Consider the following 16,431-nt stretch of genomic DNA (forward strand, 5'->3'; position numbering starts at 1 on the left):
GGATCCATATGAATGCAAAGTACTACGCTTTCCTGATGGTTGGAATATTTCTTGCCATTGGACTGGGAATGATGATTGGAATGACCCTGGAAGACAAAAATATTGTTGAAGATCAGCAGACACAAATGATTCAGCAAATTGAGGATCATTTTACCCGTCTGCGGACGGAAACGGAACAACTGCAGAAAAGTATGAGCTCCATGGAAGAACAAAACAACCAGCTTTATGAACTTTCCAGTACCCTGATGACGGAAATCGTCCGGAACAAGTTGTCCGGAGTACAGGTTGGCGTGATCAGTTTTGCCGGCGAGACGCAAAAGAAAGACATTGGCGAACTGTGTGATTTTTTGCAGCAAACCGGTGCAACGGTTCAGTCCACCATTGTCCGCTTTCCATCCTCGGACTGGGATCGGACCGCCTCTGCAGGGAAATCTCCTGAGGAGGATTCTACCATATCGGCAGTGATTGAAAGCCTGGTCTTCACCATGCGTTTTGGCGGTGTGTCGCCTCTGATTCAGGAGGTTGAGGATTTACAGATGATTTCCCATACCGGTGGATATGATGTTCCGATTGATAAAATTCTGCTGATTGGGCAGGGAAGTTCCGGGGTGGTCTGTGACAGGCTGCTGATCCGGCATGCTTCAAAAGCCGGCATTCCTGTTATCGCTGTGGAGTTGGGGGACCGGAAGGACAGTGGAATTGGTGAATATAAGAAACTTGGGATCTCCTCTGTGGATCATGTTGAAACGATTTATGGAAAACTGGCGATGGCCTCCCTGCTGGCCGGTAACCAGGGAAATTTCGGATATGGAGCGGAATCGCAGATGCAGCTGCCAAATCCTTTGTTTCCGGAAACAGACAAAGGTTCTGTTGCAACAAATGGGGAAAAGGCACAATGAGTAAAAACGGGCAGGATATCGGAGTTGTGATCCCCGCTTTCAACGAAGAACGAACAATCGATAAAACCATAAAAGCTCTGAAACAGGTCGCCTGTATTGACCGGATTCTCGTCGTGGATGACGGATCTTCCGATTCCACAGCCGAATTGGCTTCTGAGAGCGGGGCAGAAGTGCTGAAGCTTCCGCAGAACAGTGGGAAGGGTCATGCCATGAAAATGGGCTATGAGGCTCTGCCGTGCTCTGTATTGATTTTTCTGGATGCTGACCTTGGGGAAACAGCAGCGGAAGCCATCCGGTTAATCGATCCGATCTGCGGGGGAAATGCGGAAGCAACCATTTCCCGTTTTCCTATGACTCCCGGGAAAGGCGGTTTTGGTTTTGTGAAAAGGCTTTCTTCCCGGGGACTGTTCTTTCTTACCGGTCAGACCTCTTCCAGTGTTCTTTCCGGCCAACGGGGGTTTTTACGTAAAATTCTTTCAGAGGAAAGCTTCCGATATTCCGGTTTTGGGATTGAGTTTGGTATGACAGTGGATCTACTTTGGAAGAATAGAAAGATACGGGAGGTGGATGTTGCAATGGAGCATCGGACAACGGGCAGGGACTTCGGAGGATTTTTGCATCGGGCCCGTCAATTTATGGATATTGCAATAGTCATTGTGAGGAAAGCAGTGGAAAAATCCAGCGCCCTGCCAAAGGGTAATGATATATGAGAAGAATCCGATTATGAATCCATCCACAATCCTTCTTTCGATCATCGTATCCGTTGCCTCCTTTTTTCTCTTCCGCAACAGGGTTCTTGCTTTTCTGGATGAAAAGAATCTGTCCGTCCAAAACTATTCCGGCAGAAAAGTGCGGACCGGAGGAGGCCTGCTTCTTCTATTTCCGGTCTTGCTTGCTGCCGTTCCGTCATTGTTTGTCACAAGACAGGCAGACGTTGTTTTTTATATCCTGATGATTCTCTGCCTGGCATTTTGCGGACTTCTGGATGATGTTCTGGGGGATTCCACATCCAGGGGCCTGTCCGGACATATTGGAAAATTTTTAAAAGGCGGATTGTCCACCGGATGGATCAAGGCTTTTACCGGAGGGCTGATCGGAATACTTCTGGCATGGTACCGGTATCGAAATTTTCCTCTCTTTCTTTTGGATTCCCTGAGTTTTGCATTATGTGTCAATCTGGTCAATCTTTTTGATCTGCGTCCCGGCAGGGCCATCAAGGGACTTCTGTTTGCCCTGGTACCCGTCATGCTCTTTGCCGGCTTCCGGGAAGTGTGGTCTGTCCTGCCTGTCCTTGTCCTTCTGATGTTCTATCTGGAGGGGGAAATGGAGGAGGCCTACATGCTGGGGGATACAGGCGCCAACCTTCTGGGCGGTATTCTTGGATTTTACGAAGTAATCGGGCTGCCCGTAAAGGGTAAAATCATTCTTACAATTTTTCTGGTTGCCCTTCATGTCCTGGCTGAATTTCAGTCGTTCTCCAAATGGATTGATGCGGTGCCGATCCTCAGGGCAATCGACAGGCTGGGCCGGAAAAAGGGAAGCGAAAGATAGGTGGGAAGCATGCTGGAAATGCAAATGGGAAGAGCCATACAGATTCTTTCCAGGCGGAATGGAATAACGGAAGTACTGCTGGAAACAGATCATCCAGTCCGGAAAGCGATCAATTACGATCGGATGACCGGAAAGGTTTCCGTCGGGGATATGCTTTATCTCAATACGACGGCAGCTTCCCTGGGACTGGGCACCGGGGGCTTCCATTTTGTCATGCTGAATGCCTCGCATGAAAAACTCTCCATGACGTCGGGAGGACATGGAATGAAATTACGATACACCCCGTTTCAGGTCAAGGTACCATTTGAGGAAGAAGAAAACAAGGGAGTAGAAGAATGTTTCAATCGTCCGCTGAATCTGAACAACAGATTGCTGTTCTTTGGCGAGCTTCACAGTATGATACCGCCGCTTTGTGCCTGCATCCGTTACTTTTTGGGGGAAAAATGCCGGATTGCCTATCTTATGACCGATCACGGTGCACTGCCTTTGGAGTTCAGCAAAAATGTTGCCTTCCTGAGGGAAAAAAAGATGCTGGATACGGTCATAACGATCGGCAATGCCTTTGGCGGAGATCATGAATGTGTCAATATCTATACAGGCCTGCAGGCGGCGGCTTATTTGGAAGGCTGTGATATTATCCTGGTGGCCATGGGGCCGGGAATTACCGGCACCGGGACCCGATATGGATTTTCCGGCCTGGAGATGGGCTTTTACCTGGATCTGGCATATCGCCGGGGAGGACAATGCTGTTACATTCCCCGCATCAGCTTTGCCGACAGGAGGAGCCGACATTATGGACTGAGCCACCATTCCCGGACCCTGCTTGGTGAAATTTTGCAGTCACCTATTTCTCTTGTCCTGCCGATTGTAAGGCGAAGGGAGCAGAAATATCTTCTTGAGCAACTCAATCATGCGAATCTTTCCGGCAAATATCCGATGATCCTGTCCGATGGCAGCTATATCCGCACTGCCATGGATGCTTATCAGCTTTCCGTCACCACCATGGGAAGAAATATCGAGCAGGATCCGGCTTTCTTTTATGCAATCGGCGCTGCGGCACGGACAGGATTATCTCAGTTCCATCAAAGGGACGGGTTATAAACCGGGCTTGTCTGACATAAGAATATGCTATGAGACGAAACCATTCGGGGGGTGTCGGGTATGTTCAGACGATTGGGAACGGATATCATCCAGCATATCCGAAAGAACATTGCTCTGTATCTGATTATTTTATTTGCCATGCTGACCGGCGTCCTTTCCGGCTTTTTTACAGCAGGGGCAGTGGATGCTGTACAACGATCTGCCCTGATGGATTATCTGAAAGATTTTTTTCAAAATCTGGAGCAGGAAGGCATTCATCGGAACTCTGTTTTCCTGGAATCCTTATGGCAAAATCTTCAGTGCACCTTTTTCATCTGGCTCTCCGGTCTTTTTCGCTTTGGGATCCCATTCATTTTGCTTTTTGTTGGAATGCGCAGTTTTGTGATCGGCTTTACCTCAGGATTCCTGGTCGGTCAATATCATTTTGGAGGATTCCTGTTTACCCTGCTCTGCATCCTTCCGCAAACCCTGCTCTATATTCTGTGTGTTTTTGGTATTGGAGTCCTGGCATTGGAGCATTCCGTTGACAAGCTGAAGAATCATCGGTTCCAATCGCCCGCGGAACAGCAGAAGAGAAAACGCAGACAGTATACGATAAAGATTGTGATTCTGTTTGCACTGCTTCTGGTGGGAAGCCTGCTGGAGGCTTATATCAGTCCGCTTTTTTTCAAATTGTTCCGCTGGGTTTTTGATTAAGCTTGCAGAGATTGCGGGAAAAAGAAGGATTTTCCTGTTTCTTATTGAATACTATACCATACCCTATTACCGTCACTGCTGTGAGGAACCGCCTGCCCGTCGATCCGGGATGTCACCGATTGAGGACCATAAGGAGTTTTTATCAATGGGATTTTATTTGAATGAGTACCATGCCTATCTGAGGACAGAAAGGGATTTATCTGCAAATACCATGGAGTCCTATTCCGGAGATATTCAACAATACATAGATTTTTTGATTGCAAGGGATATTACGGATATCCGACATACATCCGACGCCGTGGTTGTTTCCTATATGCTGTTTCTAGAGGAGAAAAACAATGCCTCCTCCACTATTCTCCGAAAAATGTCCTCTTTAAGAAATTATTATCGCTATCTTATGGCGCAGCAACGGATCAAAAAGGATCCGATGAACCATTTGAAGACGCCGAAGAGTGAGCGGAAAGTTCCCAGCATTCTGACCTTTGAAGAAGCAACCCGACTGCTGGATCAACCAGGCGGAAGCGACCCCAAATCCCTGCGGGACAAGGCGATGCTGGAGCTTTTATATGCGACGGGCATGCGTGTTTCTGAGCTGATCTCCCTGGATGAAAAGGATCTCGATATAAAAACCGGATACATTACCTGCGGCAGTTCTGCCAGAAAGCGAAGCATTCCCATCGCTCCTTCCGCAATGCAGCATGTGGAAAATTATCTGAATCATGCCAGAAATCAGCTGGTTCAAAATGACGGGGAACCGGCGCTGTTTGTCAATGTCCACGGGAAACGAATGACCCGGCAGGGATTCTGGAAAATCGTCAGGCATTACAAGGAAACAGCACAGATTGATAAGGACATCACGCCTCACACCCTGCGCCATTCCTTTGCCATTCATTTGATCGAAAACGGAGCGGATATCCGATCCGTACAGAAAGTGCTTGGTCATTCTGATATTTCCACAACGCAGATTTATTGTCATTTGAAGAGCGGTAACAGAAAAACGGTTTCTTCCGGTTCTTCCGAAACCCATCTTGCCGGCTCGGAATCCAGGAAATAAACTCCGGATGATTCCTGATTATTTTTATTATTTTATTTGAACTGCTTTGATTGGTTAAGATAAGGAGAGGAAAGGAACAGAAAAGGAGAGGAAAGGAACAGAAAAGGAGAGGAAAGGAACAGAAAAGGAAAATGAACGAGGAAAAGAAAAAATGTGCAGAAAAAGTGATTCTGATTGTGATGGACAGCGTTGGAGTAGGAGAGCTGCCCGATGCGGCGGAATACGGCGATACCGGGAGCAATACCCTCGGCCATATCATCCGGGAAAGGAACGGACTGGATATTCCGAATCTTATCAAGCTTGGAATTGGAAATATCCAGGGAACCGGGATTCCTTATTTTGATCCGTCTCCCATCGGCTGCTATGGAAAAGCCCGGGAAGCCTCCAGAGGAAAGGATACCACTACCGGCCACTGGGAGATTGCGGGGATTCGTCTGGACCGGCCTTTTCCGGTCTATCCGGACGGATTTCCGCCGGAAGTCATGAAAGCTTTTCAGAAAGCCACAGGTGTACCGTCCATGTGGAATAAGCCGGCATCCGGGACAGAAATTATTCAGCGCCTGGGGGAGGAGCATCTGAAAACAGGGAATCTGATCGTTTATACGTCAGCGGACAGCGTATTTCAGGTAGCAGCCCATGAAGACATTGTCCCTGTGGAAACCTTGTACGATTACTGCAGAGCTGCCAGAAAAATCCTGCAGGGGGAGCATGCAGTCGGCAGAGTGATTGCCCGGCCTTTTACCGGAACGCCCGGTCATTTTGTCCGGACAAAGAACCGAAGGGACTTTTCTCTGCCTCCTTTCGGAAAGACGATTCTCGATGTCCTTTTCAATCATGGCATTCCCACGACCGGCATTGGAAAGATCGGTGATATCTTTGCGGGAAGGGGACTTGCGGCATCCCTTCATACCGGGGACAACGAGGACGGCATTCGTACCACCCTTCAGCAGATGAAGGTACGGCAGCCCGGTCTTATTTTTACCAATCTTGTTGACTTTGACATGCTTTATGGTCATCGCAATGATGTCCCCGGATATGCACGAGCCCTGGAAGCATTGGATCGAAGAATTCCGGATCTGATCGGGGCAATGAACGCAGACGATGTTCTGATCCTGACGGCAGATCACGGCTGTGATCCTACGGTACCGGGCACGGATCATACCAGGGAATATATTCCGATCCTTATGTATGGCCAATCCATAAAGCATGGAGTGAATCTGGGAACGCGGGATACCTACAGTGATATCGGCGCTACGGTTCTGGATCTGCTGGGGATTGCACCCTGTCTTCAGGGGTCCAGCTTTCAGGAACAGATTCGGATCTCATAGGAAAAGGATCACGGACAGAAAGAGAGGCATCAAATGTACAGGGAAGCAGCAGATTTTATCCGAAAGCAACTGCCTCAGGATATGGCACCGAAAATTGGACTGGTTCTCGGCTCCGGGCTCGGTACCCTGGCAGACTCCATGGAAGATCCGATCCTTGTGGATTATGGATCGGTTCCGGGCTTTCCGCATTCCACGGTGGAGGGACACAAAGGGCGATTTGTCATCGGGGATTATCAGGGAAAGCCGATACTGATCATGCAGGGACGTTTTCATTATTATGAAGGGAAGGAAATGGAAGAAGTCATCCTTCCGATTCGGATGATGAGAGATCTTGGCATAGGGACTCTTGTTCTCACCAATGCCGCCGGCGGTATCAATACGGATTTCCGGCCGGGCGACATCATGCTGATCACGGACCATATCAATTTAAGCGGGACAAATCCACTGCGCGGCGAAAATTACAAAGAATTTGGCCCCAGATTTCCGGATATGAGCAATGCATATGACTCCGGGCTGAGGCAAATCACACTGGATGCCTCAGAACGGCTTGGAATTTCAATCCGAACCGGCATTTATGCCATGATGCAGGGACCCAGTTACGAAACTCCTGCAGAGATCCGAATGCTTCGCATGCTGGGTGCGGATGCTGTCGGGATGTCCACCGTTCCGGAAGTTCTGGCAGCTGTCCATGCGCAAATGAAAGTTCTTGGAATTTCCTGTATTACCAATATGGCTGCTGGTATTTTAAAGAAATCACTGACGCATCAGGAGGTTCTGGAGACGGCAAATCAGTCAAAAGATAAATTTATCCAGCTGATCAATGCTGTGATTGCGGCACTTTGACAAAAGTATAACTACCTTCCTTGTGGGAAACATATTGACAGGAAGCAAACAAGGAGGGATAGAATGAAGAGATTCCGATACCGCTGTCTTATATGGTTTCTTACTTTTTTACTGGCAATGTCAGGCGTGTCCATAGCCTGTGCGGAGCAACCCCTGGATATCGAGTCAAAATCTGCAGTATTGATGGATGATGGAACCGGTACGGTCCTGTATGAGAAGAATTCCCGTGAAAAGTTGCAGATCGCAAGCGTAACCAAAATTATGACCATATTGCTTGCACTGGAGGAGATTGACGGGGGCAGGCTGAAGCTGGACGAACCCGTGAGTATCAGCGAAAATGCTGCATCCATGGGGGGATCTCAGGTATTCCTGCATCCCGGGGAAAAGTTGACAGTGGATGCACTGATGAAAGCGATTGTTGTAGCCTCAGCAAATGATGCCAGCGTTGCCATGGCAGAAAAAATATCCGGTGCTCACGAAACCTTTGTCAGGCGCATGAATGAAAGGGCCGGGGAACTGGGTATGACCGATACCCATTTTGTGAACGCCACAGGTCTGCCTGCAGAGAATAGTTATTCCACCGCATATGATGTCGCTTTGATGTCCAGAGAGCTTTTGAAGCATTCCCTGTTTTTCCGTTGGAGCACCATCTGGGTGGATACCCTGGAGGAAAGCCGGAATAAAACGGAATTGGCAAATACGAACCGCCTGATCCGTTTTTATGAAGGAGCCGATGGCATTAAGACCGGATCCACTCAGGATGCAGGTTATTGCCTGTCTGCCACAACAAAGAGGGGAAATATGAGGCTGCTGTCTGTGATATTGAATGCGCCAACGACTCACTCCCGCTTTTCGGAAGCAACAAAATTGCTGGATTATGGATTTGCCGGTTATGAAACCGTACCTGTCCTGAAAAAGAATCAGGTCATTCAGGACAAGATCCCCATATCCGGTGGCAAAGGGGAAATGATTCGGGGAATTGCGCCGAAAGCCATGGGGATTCTGATCAAATCCGGGGATCCTAAAAAGTTTGAAAAGGAGATACTGCTGGAGAAAGAACTCAGGGCACCCATAGATAAAGGACAGAAGATCGGTACATTGAAGATCCAGCAGGGGAAAAAGGTTGTACAATCCATGGATATTGTTTCCGATCAGAAGATTGAAAAAGCCGGCTTCGGGGATTATTTTATCAAAATTTTCAACAAATGGGTAAGAAAATAGTGTCTTTTGAGAAGAAGATCCGATCCGGAAAGAAAGAAGCAGGACCAAAGATAAGAAAAAGCCAGACAGGTGAAAGAAGTTTTATTAAAAAAGTGTGCCCGGGCACACTTTTTTATGTTATAATAAATATAATTGTATTTTTTGGAGGAAGACATATGTTTCCAAATCCCAAGGAAATTTTGATACGTCTTCCGGCTGTGTTTTTAGCTATGTCCTTCCATGAATTCGCTCATGCATGGACTGCAGACCGCCTGGGAGATCCTACACCGCGCAGGAGTGGCCGCCTTACCCTGGATCCGTTGGTCCATGTGGATTGGGTCGGACTGCTTCTGTTCGTTTTTTTCGGGTATGGATGGGCCAGGCCTGTGACGATAAACCCCTCCAATTTCCGAAACAGGAAATGGGGCGATATTCTTGTATCCCTGGCCGGGCCTCTGGTCAACCTCCTGCTGGCAGTCCTTGCTGCTGTCGTTTATGCTGTGCTGATGGACTTTTATGCGTCTTTCAGGTATATGAATGTGATACTTGGCATAGTGGATAACATTATCTATCTGAATGTTCTGTTTTTTCTGCTGAACCTGATTCCCATTCCGCCCTTTGATGGGTACCATGTGTTGAAGGATCTTTTGTTCCGGAAAAACGTCCGATTTTTTGCAAAATATGAACAGTACAGCATTTTTATTCTCTTTGCCTTTGTTTTGTTTGGAATATTCGATTTCACCCTCCGGAAGCCGGCTTCCCTAGTCTATCAACAGCTGGTCTCTTTCGGACTTGCCCTGATGTCCTTATTCCGATAAGATTGCGGGGAGATGCAATAATGTCGTATCTTGTAAAACTGGATCAATTTGAAGGCCCTCTGGATCTGCTCCTTCATCTGATCTCCAAGTCTAAAGTTCAGATAGAGGACGTGTCCATTACGGAGATTACGGAACAGTATCTGGAAACACTACATGAAATGAAGCAATTTGATATTGAGATTGCCAGTGAGTTTCTTGTCATGGCATCCACCCTCCTGTATATCAAATCCTGTCTTCTGATTCCTAAAAGCAAACCGGATCCGGAGGAAGGGGAGGAAACCGATCCAAAGCAGGAGCTGATTACCAGACTCCGGGAGTACCGTAGATACAAGGAGGCAGGAAATTGGCTCAGGAAAAGAGAAGTGTATTATTCCAGGGTATTCTATAAGCTTCCTGAGGAGGTTCCTGTTGAGGAAAGGAAGGAGTTCCTCCCTCCCGACGTTTCTCCTGCACTTCTGTGTCAGACCCTCGTGAAGCTTCTTGACAATGTAAAAAACATGGAGAAAAGAAAGGGAAGAGATCTTCCGGTGGTTCAGGAAATCAAGCGGGATCCCGTCCTGTTGACAGAACGGGTTACCCAGCTGAGAGAATATTTTTATCAATGTGCTCAGACCACCTTTTTTAAAATGCTTCAAAGCGGAGACCGGATCAATACGAAGGATGAAATTATTGTCACCTTCCTTGCTTTGCTGGTATTGCTGAAAGAGAATGATATCGTCCTGCAACAGGAATATCCTTTTGAGGATATTCAGATCAATAGGAAAGGAGTCGTGTATGGATGAAAGGGAAAGGATGGCCATCGTGGAATCCATCCTTTTTGTATCCGGCGATCCCGTGGATATCCGGGACATCGCGAAAATATTAGACATGGATCTGCGTCCGGTCCGTAAACTCATGGGAAAATTGACAGACTGCTATGACTTTGAGCGGCGCGGTCTTCAGATTATCCGGGTGAATGATACGTATCAGCTGGCGACCCGGCCGGAGTTCAGTTCCTATATCGAAAAATATATCGGTCAGCAATCCATGCAGGGCTTGTCTCAGGCCTGTCTGGAGACCCTTGCCGTCATTGCTTACCGTCAGCCGGTTACAAAGAGCGATATGGAAGCCATTCGCGGAGTAAAATGTGATCATACCGTGACAATTCTTCAAAACCGTGGCTATATTCAGGAAGTGGACAGGCTGGATACACCGGGGCGTCCGTATCTCTATGGAACGACGGACCTTTTTCTGCGCAGTTTTGGGCTTTCCAGCATCGAAAATCTTCCCCCTCTGGACCCGGGTCAGCCGGAATCCGGCGCTTCCTGACCGAACCTCTCTTCCCAACGTATTTTATTTCTGAATTGAGAAAAAATAGAAAAAAGCGTTGGGGTGATGATGGATTGTACCTGTTTCTTTTTCTTGCCATACTGCTGGGATTTCTGCTTGCTCTGCTTTTGAGGAAGACGCAGCTGGAGATAAGCATTATCATTAGGAACGGGAAAAATCGTTCTTTTCTTATCCTCTGCATGCTGAAATTTATCAGAATCCGTATCAATTTGCCGGTACGGAAAGGTAAAAAGGGCAGGAGAGGAACGTTCCTGCACAAAACAGATTCTGACAGGGAAACAAAGTTCTCTTCGGAGGATCATTTAAAGAAGATCAAAAAGATGGCGCGCTTACGGAAAAAAGCCAAACTGTCGTTGAATTATATAAAGTCCGGAATAGAAGTGGATCATCTGTCGGTTTGTACCCGATTCGGTACAGGGGATGCCGCAGTCACTGCATGGCTCAGCGGTGGACTGTATTTCGCTTTTTCCTTTATTGTCCCATATCTCAAAAACAATTACCACCTGAAAAAGCAAAAACTGCAGATTGTGCCCTATTACCGGGGCAGGATGTTCGATCTGAATCTTGACTGCATAATACAATTTAAAATAAGCCATATTATTATTGCAGGTTTCAAGATGTTGAAACAGGAATTTGAAAAAAAGTAGGGCGGTGAAAAAATGGTTGAGCATCCAATTGATAATATCATGAAAACCACTATGGAAAATCTCAAGGAAATGATTGATGTCAATACCATTGTGGGAGATGCAGTGGAAACATCAGAAGGTACGGTAATCATTCCTATTTCCAAGGTCTCGTTTGGTTTTGCGGCAGGAGGCGGGGAATATAAAGAAAACGGGTCTGCAGGTGCAAAAAAGAGCACAGCGGAGGATACAGAGGGAGAAATGCCCTTTGCAGGAGGAAGCGGTGCCGGAGTTTCTGTGAATCCCATTGCGTTTTTGGTTGTTGGGGAGGACCGTATCAAATTGCTGCCGGTACAGTTCCATTCCGCTGCAGATCGAATGATTGATCTTATTCCTACTGTTGTGGAGGAACTACAGAACAGGATGGGGAAGGATAAGAAACCAACCAGGCAAAAGGAAAAGAAAACGGAAACCATCATAACAAATGAACCACAATAAGGCGGCTGACAAGCCGCTTTTGTTTGCTGCATTCAAAGGAAAGGAGCCGGACTTTTGAAAACGGGTAAAATCATACTGGCTGCTGTTTTGCTCTTCTTCTGTGCTAATTCCACTGCTCTTGCAGAGATTCCGGATTGTCCGGAATGTACCGGGGAGGCAGCTGTCCTGATGGATGGATCCAGCGGGCGTGTCCTGTATGAGAAAGACAGCCATCGGAAGCTTCCCATGGCCAGCACGACCAAAATCATGACAGCGATTACCGCATTGGAATACGGAAAACCGGAAGACATCGTCGTCATACCGCCGGAAGCTTCCGGCGTGGAAGGATCCTCCATCTGGCTGTCCCCGGGAGAACATCATACCCTGAAGGATCTTTTGTACGGATTGATGCTGCGGTCCGGAAACGATGCCGCCACTGCGATTGCACTTCATATCGGGGGCACTGTTGAAAACTTTGCCGATAAGATGAACGCTCTGGCCCGAAAAATTGGCGCAGAGGACAGCAACTTTTTAAATCCGCACGGATTGCCGGATGACAATCATTATACCACGGCATGCGATCTGGCCCGTATTACGGCATATGGATTGAAGAATCCTGGTTTCCGGGAGATTGTGTCCACAAAATACCATACAATACCATGGGACGGGCATGAATGGGACCGGGCAATGAAAAACGAGAACAAGCTCCTCTGGAACTATGAAGGAGCCAATGGAGTAAAAACCGGGTACACCAAAAAAGCCGGAAGATGCTTCGTCGGTTCTGCTGAACGGGATCATATGCAGTTAATTGCCGTAGTCCTGAATTGTGGCCCCATGTTTGAAGAAAGTGCTGCATTATTGGATTATGGGTTTGAAAACTATAAAAAATATGATATATATAATAAAAGTGATCGGATCCGCACGGTATCCGTCGACAAGGGAAAACGCAGTGAAGTTTCTTTAGTTGCCGGAAAAGACTACGCAATTGCCCTGAAGCCGGGAGAAAAAGGAAAACTTCATATGGAAATTGTACTGCCGGAATCATTGAAAGCTCCTTTGTTTGCCGGGGAAAAGGCAGGAACGGTAAAGATATTTCTGGGGGACCATTCGATGGGCAGCATTCCCATTGTGGCGGCAAGAAACGTGGAAAAGCAGAGCTTTTGGGATCTGTTTCGCAAAATGGTAAACATTTGGAGGTAAGTCCCGTTGATGCGGTTACAGAAATATATGGCACACTGCGGCGTCGGCTCAAGAAGAAAGTGTGAAAAAATCATAGAACAGGGCAGAGTCTGTCAGAACGGCAAAAAAGTGGATCGGATGGGAGTCATGGTGGATCCGGAGGGAGACAAGATAGCACTGGATGGAAAGCGGATTCAGATGCCACGTGAAGCCAGGGTTTATATCCTTCTCAACAAGCCCCGGGGCACCATTACTTCTGTTCATGATCAATTTAATCGGGAAACCGTATTGGATCGGATCGGTTGGAAAGGAGCCCGCATCTATCCGATAGGCAGACTGGATTACGACACGGAAGGGCTTCTGCTGTTGACCAATGACGGAGAACTGACTTTTGAAATGACACATCCAAGCCATCAGATCGAAAAGGAATACTTTTGCATCGTAAAGGGAAATCCAACGTCCGGTCAGCTGAACAGGCTGACAAAGGGAGTAGACATAGGCGGATTCATAACTTCTCCTGCCAAAGTAAAATGTCTGGGCAGGAGGCAGGGCTATGCCCGGCTGCGGATTGTGATCAGGGAAGGGAAAAATCGTCAGGTAAGGAGAATGTTTGACGCCATCGGATGTCCGGTTGTTTTTCTCAGGCGGGAAAGGATGGGCAATGTCCGGCTGGGCAACCTGAGTCCGGGGGAATGGCGTTACCTGACAGAGCGTGAGGTAACCTATCTAAAATCTTTAGCAGGGGGGAACACCAAAGAATGATTCGTTTCAGAAAGTTGAGGATCGGCGATCTGGATGAAATCTATCAGGATGATAAACTTCGCCCACTCATTACAGGCAAGCCAAAAGGCCGCAAGTTTACAGCCGTTGCGGAAATGGTTTGTTATTTAACAAAAGTAATTGGAAAGAAGGCAGGAATAAAAGACTTTATATAGAATATTAGAATTGGAAGGTTTTTTGCTATTATTTTAATTGAACGGTTTCAAACCGGTTTATCTATATACTGTTAATTACGTCTGGAGGTTTTTGAATGTCTACAGAAAAAAAGCGAACGGAAATGCAGGATAAAAAACGGTTTTTGCAATTGGGCGGAGGTCAGGATAAAATCAGCAAGCAGCATGAAAAAGGTAAGCTGACCGCCAGGGAAAGAATCAGGAAACTGGTGGATCCAGGCAGCTTTGTGGAGCTGGATGCGTTTGTAACCCATCGCTGTACGGATTTTGGCATGGAGCAGGTGGATGCTTCCGCAGACGGGGTGGTGGCAGGATATGCCACAATTGACAGCCGGCCTGTTTATTTGTATTCCCAGGACTTTACTGTACTGGGGGGATCCCTTGGAGAGATGCATGCCAAAAAAATCACAAAAGTCATGGATATGGCCATGAAAATGGGTTGTCCTGTTCTATGCCTCAATGATTCCGGCGGCGCCCGGATTCAGGAGGGAATTGACGGGCTCAGCGGATATGGGGATATTTTTCTTCACAACACCATGGCATCCGGTGTCATCCCGCAGATTTCCGTCATTCTTGGCCCCTGTGCAGGCGGTGCGGTTTATTCCCCGGCATTGACGGACTTCATATTTATGGTGGATGATGTCAGCAAGATGTTTATCACAGGCCCACAGGTTGTTCAGGCAGCCACCGGCGAAGAAGTAACCGCCGAAGAACTGGGGGGAGCCAAAACACACAATGAGGTAAGTGGAGTGGCTCACTTTGAATGCAGTTCCGAAGAGGAATGTTTTACAGCCATTCGTACTCTGCTGTCCTATCTTCCTCAAAACAATCTGGAGGATGCTCCGGTTGTTTCTTCCAATGATGATATCAACCGATTGTCGCCGGAGTTGAATACCATCCTTCCGGACAATTCCAGCCAGGCTTATGATATCAAGGATGTCATAAGGCAGATAACGGATAACGGAGAGTTTTTTGAAATCCAATCCCTGTTTGCCCGGAATATTGTCGTCGGTTTTGCCCGGCTTAATGGAAAGTCCGTTGGAATTGTTGCCAATCAGCCAAAAGTAAAAGCGGGTTCCCTGGATATTGATGCTTCGGACAAAGCTGCCAGGTTTATCCGGTTTTGCGACTGCTTCAATATTCCCATTATTACCTTGACGGATGTCCCTGCATTCCTGCCCGGTGTGGATCAGGAGCATGGAGGGATTATCCGCCATGGGGCGAAACTCCTTTATGCCTATTCCGAAGCCACGGTACCGAAGGTCAATGTGATCCTGCGGAAAGCATACGGAGGCGCTTACATTGCCATGAGCAGCAAGCACCTGGGGACAGACTTGGTATTTGCATGGCCTACTGCCGAAATTGCCGTTATGGGTCCGGAAGGGGCTGCCAACATCATATTCCATAAAGAGATCCAGGCTGCAGACAATCCAATGGAAAAGCGGCAGGAGAAAATCCAGGAGTACCGCAATCAATTTTCCACTCCCTATAAGGCAGCTGCCAGAGGGTACATTGATGATGTGATCGAACCGGAAGCTACCAGACCTCGTTTGATCAGTGCATTGGAGATGCTGGAAAGCAAGAGGGAAAGCAGACCGCCGAAAAAGCACGGCAATTTCCCTGTCTGATTTCTATTAAGAAACGAGGTGTGAGATTTGTTGGAGTTTTTTAAAAGGAAAAAACCGGGTTCCGGAAAATCAGGGTCTACAGCAACATACGGGAATCACGGAGAGAAATCGGCCTCTCCGGCGACAGGCTTCCGGGAATCGGAAGATGCGGATGAGTTGATTGCTGTGATTGCAGCAGCTGTCGCTTCGTCCATGAACCGCTCCACACATGATATTGTGGTGCATTCCATAAAACGGATTCCAGTCGGCTCTCCTGTTTGGAATCAGGCAGCAAGATATGACCTGACAACAGGATTTTAAGGCATAACAAAAAGAATGAAATGAGGAGGAAACAGGATGCGTAAATTTAATATAAAGGTAAATGGAAAGTCCTATGAAGTGGAAGTGGAAGAAGCACAGAACGGAGTGCCGGCAGCGCCCGAAGCGTCAGCACCTCACCCCGCTCCTGCTGCCAATAAGCCTGCCCCTGCTCCGGAGAAACCGGCAGCTGCTTCCCCGTCCATCGGCGCAGAGGGATCTGTTAAGATGAAGGCTCCCATGCCCGGAAATATCGTGGATGTAAAGGTGAAGCCTGGGGATGCCGTACGGAAAAGCCAGGTGGTTCTTATTCTGGAAGCCATGAAAATGGAGAATGAAATTATGGCTCCGCAGGACGGCAAAGTGGCATCGGTTCATGTAACAAAGGGAGCTACGGTAAATTCAGGAGATCTTTTGATTACATTGGACTAATGCTTCAAAAGGAGGAAGTATAT

At 47.6% G+C, this 16,431-nt stretch carries 20 protein-coding genes; all 20 read left to right on the forward strand.

Annotated features, from left to right (window positions below):
* Positions 1 to 8 precede the first annotated feature (8 nt).
* Positions 9 to 899 (forward strand): copper transporter, encoded by an 891-nt coding sequence (locus QBE55_11085; GenBank protein WZL78073.1) that lies wholly within the window; start codon positions 9 to 11, stop codon positions 897 to 899.
* Positions 896 to 1,609 (forward strand): glycosyltransferase family 2 protein, encoded by a 714-nt coding sequence (locus QBE55_11090; protein WZL78074.1) that lies wholly within the window; start codon positions 896 to 898, stop codon positions 1,607 to 1,609. The genes QBE55_11085 and QBE55_11090 overlap by 4 nt, the downstream gene beginning before the upstream one ends.
* Before the next feature lie 13 nt (positions 1,610 to 1,622).
* Positions 1,623 to 2,450 carry a hypothetical protein gene (locus QBE55_11095; GenBank protein WZL78075.1) on the forward strand — a complete coding sequence of 276 codons (828 nt, stop codon included), beginning with the start codon at positions 1,623 to 1,625 and terminating at the stop codon, positions 2,448 to 2,450.
* A 9-nt stretch (positions 2,451 to 2,459) separates the two neighbouring features.
* A complete protein-coding gene (locus QBE55_11100) occupies positions 2,460 to 3,551 on the forward strand; it encodes a DUF3866 family protein (GenBank protein ID WZL78076.1) in 1,092 nt (363 codons plus the stop codon).
* A 60-nt stretch (positions 3,552 to 3,611) separates the two neighbouring features.
* Entirely contained in the window at positions 3,612 to 4,247 is a 636-nt protein-coding gene (spoIIM, locus tag QBE55_11105) for a stage II sporulation protein M (protein ID WZL78077.1), read from the forward strand.
* A gap of 145 nt (positions 4,248 to 4,392) precedes the next feature.
* Complete coding sequence (locus tag QBE55_11110) at positions 4,393 to 5,301, forward strand: tyrosine recombinase (protein WZL78078.1); 909 nt, start codon at positions 4,393 to 4,395, stop codon at positions 5,299 to 5,301.
* Positions 5,302 to 5,432: 131 nt separating this feature from the next.
* A complete protein-coding gene (locus tag QBE55_11115) occupies positions 5,433 to 6,629 on the forward strand; it encodes a phosphopentomutase (protein ID WZL78079.1) in 1,197 nt (398 codons plus the stop codon).
* Between the two features lie 33 nt (positions 6,630 to 6,662).
* The gene (locus tag QBE55_11120) at positions 6,663 to 7,472 is read left to right on the forward strand and encodes a purine-nucleoside phosphorylase (GenBank protein WZL78080.1); all 810 of its coding nucleotides are present in this window, start codon (positions 6,663 to 6,665) and stop codon (positions 7,470 to 7,472) included.
* Positions 7,473 to 7,535: 63 nt separating this feature from the next.
* The gene (locus tag QBE55_11125; GenBank protein WZL78081.1) at positions 7,536 to 8,693 is read left to right on the forward strand and encodes a D-alanyl-D-alanine carboxypeptidase; all 1,158 of its coding nucleotides are present in this window, start codon (positions 7,536 to 7,538) and stop codon (positions 8,691 to 8,693) included.
* Positions 8,694 to 8,848: 155 nt separating this feature from the next.
* Positions 8,849 to 9,490 carry a site-2 protease family protein gene (locus QBE55_11130; GenBank protein ID WZL78082.1) on the forward strand — a complete coding sequence of 214 codons (642 nt, stop codon included), beginning with the start codon at positions 8,849 to 8,851 and terminating at the stop codon, positions 9,488 to 9,490.
* A 20-nt stretch (positions 9,491 to 9,510) separates the two neighbouring features.
* On the forward strand, positions 9,511 to 10,272 hold the full coding sequence (locus tag QBE55_11135) for a segregation/condensation protein A (protein WZL78083.1): 762 nt from the start codon (positions 9,511 to 9,513) through the stop codon (positions 10,270 to 10,272).
* Positions 10,265 to 10,798, forward strand: a complete 534-nt coding sequence (gene scpB, locus QBE55_11140; GenBank protein WZL78084.1) for an SMC-Scp complex subunit ScpB — start codon at positions 10,265 to 10,267, stop codon at positions 10,796 to 10,798. Before QBE55_11135 ends, scpB begins: the two co-directional genes overlap by 8 nt.
* A gap of 74 nt (positions 10,799 to 10,872) precedes the next feature.
* The gene (locus QBE55_11145) at positions 10,873 to 11,466 is read left to right on the forward strand and encodes a DUF2953 domain-containing protein (protein WZL78085.1); all 594 of its coding nucleotides are present in this window, start codon (positions 10,873 to 10,875) and stop codon (positions 11,464 to 11,466) included.
* Positions 11,467 to 11,478: 12 nt separating this feature from the next.
* A complete protein-coding gene (gene ytfJ, locus QBE55_11150) occupies positions 11,479 to 11,940 on the forward strand; it encodes a GerW family sporulation protein (GenBank protein WZL78086.1) in 462 nt (153 codons plus the stop codon).
* Positions 11,941 to 11,994: 54 nt separating this feature from the next.
* Positions 11,995 to 13,119 carry a D-alanyl-D-alanine carboxypeptidase gene (locus QBE55_11155; protein WZL78087.1) on the forward strand — a complete coding sequence of 375 codons (1,125 nt, stop codon included), beginning with the start codon at positions 11,995 to 11,997 and terminating at the stop codon, positions 13,117 to 13,119.
* A gap of 9 nt (positions 13,120 to 13,128) precedes the next feature.
* Entirely contained in the window at positions 13,129 to 13,860 is a 732-nt protein-coding gene (locus QBE55_11160; protein WZL78088.1) for a pseudouridine synthase, read from the forward strand.
* Positions 13,857 to 14,033: a hypothetical protein gene (locus QBE55_11165; protein ID WZL78089.1), complete on the forward strand. Its 177-nt coding sequence runs from the start codon at positions 13,857 to 13,859 to the stop codon at positions 14,031 to 14,033. Before QBE55_11160 ends, QBE55_11165 begins: the two co-directional genes overlap by 4 nt.
* 95 nt (positions 14,034 to 14,128) lie before the next feature.
* Positions 14,129 to 15,679 (forward strand): carboxyl transferase domain-containing protein, encoded by a 1,551-nt coding sequence (locus QBE55_11170; protein WZL78090.1) that lies wholly within the window; start codon positions 14,129 to 14,131, stop codon positions 15,677 to 15,679.
* Positions 15,680 to 15,706: 27 nt separating this feature from the next.
* Complete coding sequence (locus QBE55_11175; GenBank protein WZL78091.1) at positions 15,707 to 15,979, forward strand: hypothetical protein; 273 nt, start codon at positions 15,707 to 15,709, stop codon at positions 15,977 to 15,979.
* A gap of 36 nt (positions 15,980 to 16,015) precedes the next feature.
* Complete coding sequence (locus QBE55_11180) at positions 16,016 to 16,408, forward strand: biotin/lipoyl-binding protein (GenBank protein WZL78092.1); 393 nt, start codon at positions 16,016 to 16,018, stop codon at positions 16,406 to 16,408.
* Positions 16,409 to 16,431: the final 23 nt, after the last annotated feature.

Source organism: Eubacteriales bacterium mix99 (genome assembly GCA_038396605.1).
In the GTDB taxonomy this organism is placed as follows: Bacteria; Bacillota; Clostridia; order Caldicoprobacterales; family DTU083; genus UBA4874.

Bases quoted from the DNA above. Each gene is read 5' to 3' on its own strand.
- QBE55_11085 (WZL78073.1), top strand. From the start codon at position 9: ATGAATGCAAAGTACTACGCTTTCCTGATGGTTGGAATATTTCTTGCC.
- QBE55_11125 (WZL78081.1), top strand. From the start codon at position 7,536: ATGAAGAGATTCCGATACCGCTGTCTTATATGGTTTCTTACTTTTTTA.
- QBE55_11090 (WZL78074.1), top strand. From the start codon at position 896: ATGAGTAAAAACGGGCAGGATATCGGAGTTGTGATCCCCGCTTTCAAC.
- QBE55_11180 (WZL78092.1), top strand. From the start codon at position 16,016: ATGCGTAAATTTAATATAAAGGTAAATGGAAAGTCCTATGAAGTGGAA.
- QBE55_11120 (WZL78080.1), top strand. From the start codon at position 6,663: ATGTACAGGGAAGCAGCAGATTTTATCCGAAAGCAACTGCCTCAGGAT.
- QBE55_11130 (WZL78082.1), top strand. From the start codon at position 8,849: ATGTTTCCAAATCCCAAGGAAATTTTGATACGTCTTCCGGCTGTGTTT.
- spoIIM (WZL78077.1), top strand. From the start codon at position 3,612: ATGTTCAGACGATTGGGAACGGATATCATCCAGCATATCCGAAAGAAC.
- QBE55_11115 (WZL78079.1), top strand. From the start codon at position 5,433: ATGAACGAGGAAAAGAAAAAATGTGCAGAAAAAGTGATTCTGATTGTG.
- QBE55_11160 (WZL78088.1), top strand. From the start codon at position 13,129: ATGCGGTTACAGAAATATATGGCACACTGCGGCGTCGGCTCAAGAAGA.
- scpB (WZL78084.1), top strand. From the start codon at position 10,265: ATGGATGAAAGGGAAAGGATGGCCATCGTGGAATCCATCCTTTTTGTA.
- QBE55_11110 (WZL78078.1), top strand. From the start codon at position 4,393: ATGGGATTTTATTTGAATGAGTACCATGCCTATCTGAGGACAGAAAGG.
- ytfJ (WZL78086.1), top strand. From the start codon at position 11,479: ATGGTTGAGCATCCAATTGATAATATCATGAAAACCACTATGGAAAAT.
- QBE55_11170 (WZL78090.1), top strand. From the start codon at position 14,129: ATGTCTACAGAAAAAAAGCGAACGGAAATGCAGGATAAAAAACGGTTT.
- QBE55_11100 (WZL78076.1), top strand. From the start codon at position 2,460: ATGCTGGAAATGCAAATGGGAAGAGCCATACAGATTCTTTCCAGGCGG.
- QBE55_11165 (WZL78089.1), top strand. From the start codon at position 13,857: ATGATTCGTTTCAGAAAGTTGAGGATCGGCGATCTGGATGAAATCTAT.
- QBE55_11135 (WZL78083.1), top strand. From the start codon at position 9,511: ATGTCGTATCTTGTAAAACTGGATCAATTTGAAGGCCCTCTGGATCTG.
- QBE55_11095 (WZL78075.1), top strand. From the start codon at position 1,623: ATGAATCCATCCACAATCCTTCTTTCGATCATCGTATCCGTTGCCTCC.